6 protein-coding genes are annotated in these 10,524 nt (G+C 37.2%); 2 read left to right on the top strand and 4 right to left on the bottom strand.

The features are described 5' to 3' along the window. Window positions 1-255: 255 nt before the first annotated feature. Both ABY905_RS09435 and ABY905_RS09430 read left to right on the top strand, forming a co-directional pair. Window positions 256-2,247 (top strand): gliding motility-associated C-terminal domain-containing protein, encoded by a 1,992-nt coding sequence (locus tag ABY905_RS09435; RefSeq protein WP_372642923.1) that lies wholly within the window; start codon window positions 256-258, stop codon window positions 2,245-2,247. A 49-nt stretch (window positions 2,248-2,296) separates the two neighbouring features. After that, a complete protein-coding gene (locus ABY905_RS09430) occupies window positions 2,297-3,904 on the top strand; it encodes a PorP/SprF family type IX secretion system membrane protein (protein ID WP_372642921.1) in 1,608 nt (535 codons plus the stop codon). Window positions 3,905-3,922: 18 nt separating this feature from the next. Here ABY905_RS09430 and ABY905_RS09425 read toward each other — a convergent pair whose 3' ends face one another. The 4 genes from ABY905_RS09425 to ABY905_RS09410 form a co-directional block, all read right to left on the bottom strand. After that, window positions 3,923-4,432, bottom strand: coding sequence for a hypothetical protein (locus ABY905_RS09425; RefSeq protein ID WP_372642918.1), 510 nt, complete (start codon window positions 4,430-4,432; stop codon window positions 3,923-3,925). Between the two features lie 866 nt (window positions 4,433-5,298). Further along, window positions 5,299-6,129 (bottom strand): hypothetical protein, encoded by an 831-nt coding sequence (locus ABY905_RS09420; RefSeq protein WP_372642915.1) that lies wholly within the window; start codon window positions 6,127-6,129, stop codon window positions 5,299-5,301. 223 nt (window positions 6,130-6,352) lie between these two features. Beyond that, the gene (gene scpA / locus ABY905_RS09415; protein ID WP_372642913.1) at window positions 6,353-8,509 is read right to left on the bottom strand and encodes a methylmalonyl-CoA mutase; all 2,157 of its coding nucleotides are present in this window, start codon (window positions 8,507-8,509) and stop codon (window positions 6,353-6,355) included. Window positions 8,510-8,566: 57 nt separating this feature from the next. After that, a partial coding sequence (locus ABY905_RS09410; RefSeq protein WP_372642910.1) for a methylmalonyl-CoA mutase family protein occupies window positions 8,567-10,524 on the bottom strand: 1,958 nt, incomplete at its 5' end.

Raw genomic sequence — 10,524 nt, 5'->3', positions numbered from 1 at the left:
ATTAATAGAATCTGAGTTTCCATTCTATTAATCATTTTAAAATCATAAGTAAAGTCTAAATTTCACTATTAAAAAAAGGCTGGTTTGCTGAATTAATTTCAGCTGATTTTAATTATATTAGCCGATCCGATATTCAAGAAATCACACTTTTTTAGAACGAAAATCATCCCCTATATTCTTTAAAATGTGACTCGAATAGTATAATTCAGAGCTTAAACCACACATTGGGGATAACATAAAAAAAATCATTAATATATGCCCAAACATATACTCTCACCATACTTGTTTAAGCTCTACATATTACTTTTCTCGCTAAGTCTACTAGCAAATACAACACAAGCAAGCCAGATTACACCTATCACTTCGATACTTGTTTCAGCAAATGATACAAAACTTTGCCCTGGCGAATCGACGATAGTAACACTGAGCACCACAGAAATTGGTGTCCAATATCAACTACAGGATAATAATTCAGGTGGTTTCGTATCCAATACGGTTATTGGGAATGGTTCAGAAGCGAGTTTCGATCCAATATCTCCGTCAACAAATTCAGGTTACACCGTTGTAGCAACCCATATTGCCAGTTCAGAGTCGATCGACCTAAGTCCGAATATCTCAATTGAGGTTCTAGCAATACCTAAAATAGACTTAAATATTAGCCCAAGTCACAAATCTCTCTGTGTTGGTGAAAACACAAGCATTACCATAGACAACAGCGAAACTGATGTTTTATACCAAATTGAAGGTGGTGCCAATACTAGCGAAGCTTCATTCTCTGGTAATGGATCGAGCCTAGTAATTGACAATTTTGAGCCTTTCAGAAGTGCGACTTATCATGTAAATGCCCTGAGAAACGAATGTCAAACTACAGTCCCTTTAACACAAAATTTCCATCTTGATGTTCGACTTCCTCCTGAAACCCAATTGCATATTTATTCTGATAAAAGGGTGATCTGTGAAGGCGAAAATGTCTTGCTTTCTCTTTCACCATCTGATCCCTCGGCTGATTACCAATTACTTGATGGAGAAAACCTCATTGGAGAAAAAGTCACCGGCAACGGCGGGTTTATCGACTTTGGACTTGTTAGTCCAACACTTACCACAACTTACAGTATTGATGCCAAAGGTCATTTTTGTATCGATCCTATAAAAGTTGATTTTACATTTAAAGTAGATGTTCATCATCCTGCAAACACAAGTAGACAATTAGTTAGTAATAAAACTGACGTTTGCGAAGGAGAAGCTCTTATAATCAGTGTTGTTGACAGCCAAGAAGAAGTTATCTATCAACTTCATGATGGGACAAATTTCCTTGACACACAAATTATTGGGAATGGAGGGAAAGCAAGCTTCCCAGAAGTCTACCCTGAGAATAGCACCAGCTATTATGCTTATGCCAGAGAAATGGTTTGTCCTGATAAACTCAAACTGAACAATCAAGTTGACTTGAAATTGATTAAAACAAATGATTTCCCGATTGAGAACTTTGCCACTCCAGGAGAAATTTGCCTGGGTGAGACTCTAGATATTGAATTGCCTCTTACAGAAAATAATGTCACCTATCATCTATACGATAAGAATATCAGTGTGGAAAGTATCACAAGTGATGGAGGCCCAGTCGTTTTTGAAAACCTTATTGCAGATATTGATTCAAGGTATAAAATACTAATTGAGAATTGTGTTGATGAAGTTATTGCAGCAGAGCCTGAATTAGAGGTACACTCAACACCCTATGTAGACATTATCACAACAGATGAAACCAATGGATCTGATGGAAAAGTAAATATTCTTGTGGATGGAGGTAAAGCTCCGTACACATATATTTTTGAAAACTATAAAACATTAATTAGCGACGACCGCTATATTGAACTTAGCGATATGAAAGCGGGTGATTATAAACTGGCAGTGGTTGATGCAAATTCTTGTAAATCGACTTCACTAGGACATGATTTCAAGATTGCCTTTAGCAACACGAAGGAGTATGCGGTAAATGGTATTTTAACACCCAATGGTGATGGTAGGAATGATAACTGGACAATTAGTTACAAACCAGAATGGGAAGCTCCTGAGGTTAGTATATTTAATATATATGGTCAGAAAGTTTATCATTCTCATAGTTACCAAAACGATTGGAAAGGTACTTTTAATAGTTCCAGACTTCCGAATGGATCCTATTTTTATCTCATAGAATTCAATAGAAATGATATTGCACCCATTAAAGGCATACTATCCATTCTAGGTAAATAAGACGAAGAAAACAGTTTAAACAAATCGATTTAACCACATGCCCTCATCCATGAGAAAACACTATACCCTATACTCTCTTTATCGTTTTTTATCGATTAGTTTTCTGCTATTATTTTGTTTTCATTTTAAAGTTCAAGCTCAACAAGTTTCACTTGTTGATCAATACTATATCAACCCATCTGTTTATAATCCAGCAGCAGTTGGCTATAATAACTTATTTCAGGCTTATCTAATCAGAAATGAAAAATTCAGGGATTTTGATGGCGGACAAATCTTTCACGCTTTCACGCTTGATGCTGGGTTAAAAGAAGGAAAATATGGTGTCGGAATTAACCTTTCCAATAATAACGTGGGCATTTTCAACAATACACAGGCTGATTTTGCCTATTCCTACCGGATTAAAATTGATGATAAGCAATTTCTACGTTTGGGTTTATCGGCAGGCATTTCAGATTTTCGTTTAAATTTAAACAAGACAAATGCGGATATGAATGATGATCTACTCCAGGCAAATCATTATAACAATACCGAGTTAGTTGCAAATATTGGAGCTTATTATACCAATGAGAAACTAACTATTGGCCTGGCTATTCCTCAGCTAATCAATCAATCGAATCTAACTAAATACGATGGTGACGATTTGTACAGACAATCTCGTCATTTTCTTTTATCGGGAAGCTATGAGATTCCTATTCCTAGCATAAAAGACCTTTCTTTTGTACCAAATTTCATGATGCGATTTGTTAAAAACACGCCATTGCAATACGACATAAATGCACTACTTAAACTAAAAGATAAAGGTTGGTTTGCAGTCAATTATAAAAATAAATATGCGATAGGTCTTAATATCGGTGTTCATGCTCTGAAAAATTTCAAAGTGGGTTACTCCTATAATGTAAACACACAAAATACAGCACATATATCTTCAAGCAATCATGAGTTCCTAATTGGTTATTCATTCCATAAATCATCTCCAAAAGTAAATAATGCCCAATTAGAGGAATTAAAATATTTGAAAGATATCCTTGAAGATAAATACAATAAAATCAATCAACTTGAGAAAGAGCTTGAGGAATATGCCAAGGATAGCCGAATGAATGATCAGGATAGAGATGGCGTCTTAGATGAAAATGATATTTGCCCCAACACACCACCTTTCTATCGAGTTGATGAAAGAGGTTGTTCTTTGGATACCGATAACGACGGCATTGTTGATAGTGAAGATATGTGTCCTGAAAAAGCGGGAAGCATTAACAATAATGGGTGCCCGGCACTCACTGAAAAACGCATTGCTTTAGATCAGAAATTGCAAAATTTATTCTTTGAGTTTGGTAAGGCTAGCCTGACTGATTTGTCGAAAGAAAAAGCTGATGCCATTATAGCGATCATGAAAGAACACCAGAATTATGTTTTGAAACTACATGGACATACCGATGATATTGGCTCAGCCAAACTCAATAGAGAACTGGCATATAAACGTCTAAATACAATACATGATTACCTCATTCAGAATATTATTCCTGAAAGCCGAATCGTAATTCTCCCTCATGGAGAAAATTCACCTTTAGTTGAAAACACAAATGCGAAGAGTCGTGCTTTCAACCGAAGAGTTTATCTGGAAATATTTTCTTATGAGGAATATTTAGACGCTGAATAAGTTCATGAGAGTCTAATCTTATTTTAAAATCTCAAGTAAATCAGCCTCAAGACTTACTTTTGGGCTTTCTATTATTCGACCTAACTCTTTAGTACCCTTGTATACAATTAGAGAGGGTACTAATTTGACGTCGATAGCTTGAACATCAATACCTGGAGCTTTCTTGTTAGTATCCATTGCAAACAAGTTCAGATCTGACATTGGAAATTCTATCGACTTCAACAACTTAATCATTCGTGGCACTTGTAGGTGGCTATCGTGGCACCATGTTCCTAAAACAAGAACCATTTTAAGCCCTGTGAGATCCATTTCCTTCAATTCCGACAGTATCTCTGTATCTAAATTATAAGCTTTAAATTCAGGTTTAAACCAATTAGCACAAAGGGTGTCATTTAAACCAGCAAGTGTCACTCTTCCAAATAAAATAGAACGTTCTATACGATCATCAACTTTAGTTTGATTCATTTCCTGAGCCATTCCACTTAAGGATATTAAGCTTAAAGCAATAACAATAATAGGAGTCTTCATTACTTATATATTTTAATCGTCATTAATTGGTCAGGCAGCAAGGTAAGTAAATCCATAATAAAAAAAACATGTCAGAAGACTGTTAACCCAAGGCTTCACTCTCTCACTCTCAAGATTATTAATTAGACCATGAGCGAATACCAATTGTCTTTCATAGTTCAGCTTGTGCAGGTTAAAATTATGAAAACTGATAATTGTATCGGCAGTTCAGTCAGCTTTTGCCGCAAAAAAGCTTCCATTACAACGGTATCATCCCTTTGTCATTAGCAGGAGGTATAATTTTGTGGAGGAAGCTTTTTTTGTAAAAAAACTTGCCTCGCTGCTGTGGATAAGTATAATTTCGGACAGACAAATACTTCGCCGATGAGAAAAATAGAATAATTCGGACTCAGGGGCTCAAGTCCGAAGAGACGAAGCCTCTTTTTGTACAAAATATTGGACGCCGAAGCGGTTTTATGCCTTTTTTGTCTTCATTTTACACTTTACACATGTGATTTATATAAATTTCATATAAAACTCTTCGTTTTCGAAGAGGAGAAGCCCCCGAGGAAGACAAAAATCCACTTCTCCGACAAAAAGTAGCCGAATTTTGCACGCATAGGCTCAGCTCCGAAGCGATCTGCTGTTTTTTTGTACAAATACTTCAGCTCCGAAGAGAAATACATATTGATGTTCCTTTTTTCGAGTCAGTTCATTAAAGTATGTCTGATGCATATTAAATAAACACTTATCAACTTGAGCTTTATTGAAGAAAACCATTTTAAATATGATAATTTAATCATGATGCCACTATAATCGTACTCTAAATAACTCCATATAAAAAACCTGCCAGAGAACTGGCAGGTTTAAAATCCATGAGCATAAAATTATATATTATCAGCATTAATATATTTTAGGTTAATGCTTGTTCGGTAAGGTTCCTCCTGATTGTTATTCATAACAGTTTCATTCTTTCGAATTACAACAGGATAATTTGCTGATCTGTATGTATAAGCATACGAAGTCTTACTTATTTCCTTACCATCAACGGTTATAACTATTCTTAAAATATTGTGATCGGAATATAAACAGGGTAAGATCATCCTTAAATAATCAATCGATTTCTTATCGTCATAAACAAAACCGTATGTTTTATTAGAGCTTGTACTTCCAGAACCTAAAATATAATCAATACCAACTAAGTCATTGCCCGATCTCTCAAAAGCCATTACATGTGCCCCATCCTCAGAACTCCATTTCACCTCTTTTACAAAACCATTACTCCCCAAACTATAGATCCTCGTATTTGCCAGATCGTCATTATCTGTCACGGTCAGCTGTGTTGAACTGTATTGAATTGAATAATCTGAGGGAAGAAGATCATTCAATATCTTATTTTCATGATAATAATAATCCGATATCGCTACAGAGCGTTTGCATTCAATTAAACGGCTTTGATCATCGTATCTCAGTTTAAGATCGTATTTCTTAACGCCAAGTTTAAATAAATCAACCTGTTTTAGACGAATCTTGCCATCTACCCTTTCATACGAGTATGTGTTCTTATAATCACCTTGCTCTGCCTCCGAAACATAAACAAGATGATTCACTTCTACTTCTTCGATAATTTTCGGCTCGTCATCTTTACTACATGCCATAAAGGACGTGGAAACAATTATCGAAAAAAAACAAAAACTGATATAAGACTTTGAATCCATAATAATGATTTTAATTATTACTTACAGAAACAAAGCTACAGCTTTTATCGAAAAAACACCTTTAGTGTAACAGAATGATTATTTAGTCAGGGATAAAGAGAGACTCAACTAAACAGCAAGAGACGTGCTAATTTAAAAATTGACATCTGAATTAGAAAAGTTTACGCATAAAAAAAGCCTGTCAGAAAACTGACAGGCTTTAATATAGTAGATCGAGAGTTACTTACTCCTGATTGTTTTCGATAAGAAGTTCCAACATTTGGATGGCACAACGTGATACTTTGGTACCAGGACCAAACACACCAACAACACCAGCTTGGTAAAGGAAGTCGTAATCCTGAGCTGGAATAACTCCACCTGCAGTAACCATGATGTCCTCACGACCCAATTTCTTCAATTCTGCAATAACAGAAGGAACCAAAGTCTTGTGACCGGCAGCCAATGAAGAAACACCAACAATGTGTACATCATTTTCTACAGCTTGCTTAGCAGTTTCTTCAGGAGTTTGGAACAAAGGTCCCATATCCACGTCGAATCCTATATCAGCAAAACCAGTAGCAACAACTTTACCACCACGGTCGTGACCGTCTTGACCCATTTTTGCAACCATGATACGAGGACGACGTCCTGCCAATTCTGCAAATTTCTCGGCTAACTTTGTTGCTTCAGCAAAGTCGGCATCTTGTTTCGATTCTGATGAATACACGCCTGATACAGTTCTAATTACAGCTTTATATCTTCCACATACTTCTTCGCAAGCGTCAGAAATCTCACCTAATGAAGCACGTAATTGTGCAGCCTTAACGGCAAGATCCAACAGGTTACCTTCACCACCGTTTGCACAGGCAGTAATGGCTTTAAGAGCAGCCTCAACAGCTTTTGTATCACGATTAGCACGTAATTTAGCCAAACGCTCAAGCTGTGCAGTACGTACAGCAGTATTGTCCACTTCAAGAATATCCAATGGATCTTCTTTCTCTAGACGATACTTGTTAGTACCTACAATAGTCTGCGTATTGGCATCAATCTTAGCTTGAGTACGAGCAGCAGCCTCTTCGATACGAAGTTTTGGAATACCAGACTCGATAGCTTTAGCCATACCGCCTAATTTCTCAACCTCTTCGATATGAGCCCATGCTTTCTCTACCAACTCCTGAGTTAATGACTCTACGTAGTAAGAACCCGCCCAAGGATCTACCGCCTTACAAATGGTAGTTTCGTCTTGAATATAGATTTGAGTATTACGAGCAATACGTGCAGAGAAGTCAGTTGGCAAAGCAATCGCCTCGTCCAATGCATTTGTATGCAACGATTGAGTGTGACCCAATGCAGCAGCCATAGCTTCAATACAAGTACGACCAACATTGTTGAAAGGATCCTGCTCAGTTAATGACCAACCTGAAGTTTGCGAGTGAGTACGCAATGCCATTGACTTAGGATTCTTAGGATTGAATTGTTTTACAATCTTAGACCATAGTAAACGACCAGCACGCATCTTAGCAATCTCCATGAAGTGATTCATTCCAATCGCCCAGAAGAAAGACAAACGAGGTGCGAATGTATCAACATCCATACCTGCGGCAACACCTTTTTTCAAGTACTCTAAACCATCAGCCAAAGTATAAGCCAACTCGATATCAGCAGTAGCACCTGCTTCTTGCATGTGGTATCCTGAGATAGAAATAGAGTTGAACTTAGGCATATTTTTCGAAGTATATTCGAAAATATCAGCGATGATCTTCATTGAGAAATCTGGTGGGTAAATGTAAGTGTTACGCACCATGAATTCTTTAAGGATATCGTTTTGGATAGTACCCGAAAGTTGATCCAAACGAGCACCTTGCTCCAAACCTGCAACAATGTAAAAAGCCAATACTGGAAGTACTGCACCATTCATTGTCATAGATACTGACATTTCATCCAATGGAATTTGATCGAAAAGGATCTCCATATCAAGGATAGAGTCGATAGCAACCCCTGCTTTACCTACATCACCAACTACACGAGCGTGATCTGAATCATACCCACGGTGAGTAGCCAAGTCGAATGCTACAGAAAGACCTTTCTGACCAGCAGCAAGGTTACGACGGTAGAATGCATTTGATTCTTCAGCTGTAGAGAAACCTGCGTACTGACGAACAGTCCAAGGACGCAAAGGAAACATAGCTGAATAAGGTCCGCGTAGGAATGGAGGTAAACCAGAAACATAGTTCAAGTGCTCCATACCTTCTAAATCTTCCTTGTTAAAAGCTGTTTTAACCGGAATTTGCTCTGGTGTCATCCAAGATTTTGCAATGCCGTTTTCCTTTTCCCATTCTTGAGAAGTAGCAGCAGCTCTTGAAGATGACTTGATATTTATATCTTTAAAATTTGGCTTCATTTCTTTTTCTTTTTTGAAATTAGTGTTTTGTTAATTTTTCAATTATTAATTCACTAATTAAATTCCTAACTCGGCTTGATATGCTTTTAAAGTCTCAAGAACGTTAGACTTCACATTTATGAAGTTCTCAACACCCTTAGCTTTTAACTCGTCAGCACATGCAGGAGCACCTGCTACAACAAGAGTTGCTTTTCCTTTAAGTGCTTCTAAAAGCTCAGGAGCGATAGTTGCGTACTCATCATCTGATGAACAAATCACAACAATCTTAGCATTCTTCTCTGTTACGAATTTCACACCTTCTTCTACTGAAGTAAAACCGTTGTGGTCCTCAACGTCGAATCCAGCACAAGCGAAGAAGTTACATGCAAACTGAGCACGAGCCTTACGCATGTTTAAGTTACCGATAGGGAACATCATCACTTTAGGACGTTCGTTCTTTTGGCTATAAACATCAGTCTTATTACGAAGAGCTTCGAAAGCTTGAGCGCCACGGTATGGCTTCAATGTTTCGCATACTGCGTCTGCAGCAGTTTTATCTTCCGGAGTAAGAACTGACTCAGGAATTGTTTCAAGAACTTCACCGAAGTTAGGGAACTGGTTGGTTCCTAAGAAATTCTCTTTACGAGTCGCAATAGCTAAATCTCTCTTCTGAGCAGTAGCTTTAATTGTATCCTGAACGAAACCAGCTTTGAAAGCAGCAAGGTAACCACCTTTGTCTTCAACAGCTAAGAATAATTTCCAAGCCTCATCAGCAATCGATTCAGTTAATGACTCAATATAGTATGAACCAGCAGCAGGGTCAGCAATCTTCCCAAAGTGCGATTCTTCTTTCAATAATAATTGTTGGTTACGAGCAATTCTCTCTGAAAATTCAGTTGCTTGTTCGTAAGATGAGTTGAAAGGATTTACCGTATATGAATCCAATCCACCTAATACAGCAGACATAGTCTCAGTTTGTGTACGTAACATGTTTACATATGGATCGTAAACTGATTTGTTCCAATCTGAAGTCTCACCGTGTACATACATTTTGCAAACTGCCTCGTTTGAAGCACCAAATGCTTTTACGATGTTAGCCCAAAGCATACGTCCAGCTCTTAGCTTAGCAATTTCCATGAAATACTTAGAGCTTGTTGCAAAGTTGAATCCAATTTTAGGAGCAACCTCGTCAACTGAAAGACCTGCGTCAATCATTCTTCCTAGGTATTCAGCACCAGATGCTAAAGAGAAACCTAATTCTTCAACAATTGAAGATCCAGAGTTGTTGAACAAGCTACCTGTTACTGCAATAACTTTGTAGTTAGGAAGAGCTTTTGATGCTTCGATTGCTTCTTTCACGTAAGCGAAAGCGCTTTCTTCAGTCTGACAATAGTTACCTACTGTGCTAAATCCTGAAATAACATCGATAGCAACACCACCTTTTACTTTATCCAAAGCAATACCCTTTTCAGTAGCTAGTGCTTGCAAGTTTTTAAGTAGTTCAACAGAAGAATGTGATTTTGCGAAGTTAATTTCAACACAATCCATATAGATACCTTCTAACAAAGTCGCTAATTCTTCTTTGCTGATTGATTTCCAGTTAAGAACGAATCCTACTGAATCGATACCCTTGTTTAAGATATCAAGTGCCTTTGCATTGGCAGCTTTTACATCTTCAACAATAATATCCTGGCGAACCATCCAATCATTGTTATCCTTTTTATTACCACGAACATATGGAAAGTCTCCAGGATAAGTATTCATGAAGGCTTTATCATCCATATTCTCCAGTCTGTAGAAAGGCTGTACGTTGAATCCTTCATTAGTTCTCCAAACTAACTTTCTATCAAAGTCAGCCCCTTTAAGGTCTTTAGCGATTCTGTCAACCCACTCTTGAGTAGATTGAGGAGCAAAGTCACTAAAAAGTTTATTATCTGCCATAACTGTAACTGTTAATGTAACTGTTTTAAAATTAGAGCCTAAAAATAAGGCCTTTTTATCATTTAGGGAATGAAAATTTTGATGTTTTGCATCAT

Origin of the sequence: Ancylomarina sp., from assembly GCF_041555295.1 — a bacterium.
Classification (GTDB): Bacteria; Bacteroidota; Bacteroidia; order Bacteroidales; family Marinifilaceae; genus Ancylomarina.
Note: the sequence above shows the minus strand (reverse complement) of the source record. Positions and strands in the feature narration are given on the sequence as shown.

Coding starts and splice junctions, on each gene's coding strand:
- ABY905_RS09435 (WP_372642923.1), top strand. CDS start 256: ATGCCCAAACATATACTCTCACCATACTTGTTTAAGCTCTACATATTA.
- ABY905_RS09430 (WP_372642921.1), top strand. CDS start 2,297: ATGAGAAAACACTATACCCTATACTCTCTTTATCGTTTTTTATCGATT.
- ABY905_RS09425 (WP_372642918.1), bottom strand. CDS start 4,432: ATGAAGACTCCTATTATTGTTATTGCTTTAAGCTTAATATCCTTAAGT.
- ABY905_RS09420 (WP_372642915.1), bottom strand. CDS start 6,129: ATGGATTCAAAGTCTTATATCAGTTTTTGTTTTTTTTCGATAATTGTT.
- scpA (WP_372642913.1), bottom strand. CDS start 8,509: ATGAAGCCAAATTTTAAAGATATAAATATCAAGTCATCTTCAAGAGCT.